General features: G+C 40.3%; 1 pseudogene. It reads left to right on the top strand.

What is annotated here, in order from left to right:
- Nucleotides 1-1,141, top strand: a pseudogene (locus CRYPD_RS08235) (hypothetical protein); the annotation flags it as partial.

The raw sequence follows: 1,141 nt of genomic DNA, 5'->3' as shown, positions 1-1,141 counted from the left end.
TATGGGGGGAATGACACGGTATATGCTGCTAGTTTAAAACTTAGTGTTTATGATACTTGGGGGAATTTAAGTATTCATGGTGCTGCTGGCTTTATGGATATCAATAAGAGTGGTGATGGCAATATGTCCGTTAATGGTGCTGCTGGTGCAGTGAGTTTGAATCATACGGGGCAATCGGGCAATATTAGTTTTAATGGTGGGGCAGCATCTAATAAAATTTATCGTTCTGGTCATTCAGGGGATGTTACATTTAAAGGCATTGGTATATCAAATAGGGTGGTTAACCAAGTAAAGTATGGCAATATTAAATTTACTGGCTCTGGCTTGTCTAATGTTGTAGAGCGTAGAGGTGGAGAGCATGGCGATATTTACTTTATGGGTGCAGGTGCTTCAAATCAGGTTACTAATAGCGCAAATAGAGGCAGTATTTATTTTACCGGTATAGGGGCTTACAACAGAGTAGAGCGTCGAGGTCATTCAGGCAACATTGCCTTTACTGGACTGGGTTTTTACAATCATGTTACTAATGCCACTCGTGAAGGCAATATTGATTTTATAGGTATTGGTGTATATAACAAAGTAGAGCGTCTCGGTGGATACAAAGGCAACATCTTTTTCAAAGGTGCTGGCATAGGTAATCATATTGTCAATACGGCTAAATATGGTAATACTGAGTTTATTGGCGGTGGCGGTGCTAATGTTATCGAACATTCTGCTAATGGCAATATCTCTTTCAAAGGCATAGGCGCTATTAACAAGGTTAGCCACACAGGTGATTATGGCGACATTAATTTTATTGGCGGTGGTGTTGGTAACATTATTACTCGTTCAGGGATAAAAGGCAATGGAGATTTAACAATATTAGGGGGTGGCAATGTTGTTACCTGGTCAACAGATGGCAAGTTAGAAGCAAAACTTGGCGGCTTTTGTTTAAACCTATTAAAGAGATATGGGCGTGGCGACACAAATTTAATACTGGTTTCATTAGGCAATATTGTTGATGTAGAAGTGTCCAAAGGTAACCTCAGTTTAACGGGCATTGGCGCAGCAAATGTAGTCAATTACAAAGGAGAAGGCACCTTAGATGCCGAATTATTAGGTGGTGCAAATATCATCACCAGAGAAGGCTCTGGGAATTCAA

The sequence above is a fragment of the Bathymodiolus heckerae thiotrophic gill symbiont genome (assembly GCF_900180345.1).
GTDB lineage: Bacteria > Pseudomonadota > Gammaproteobacteria > PS1 > Pseudothioglobaceae > Thiodubiliella.
Note: the sequence above shows the minus strand (reverse complement) of the source record. Positions and strands in the feature narration are given on the sequence as shown.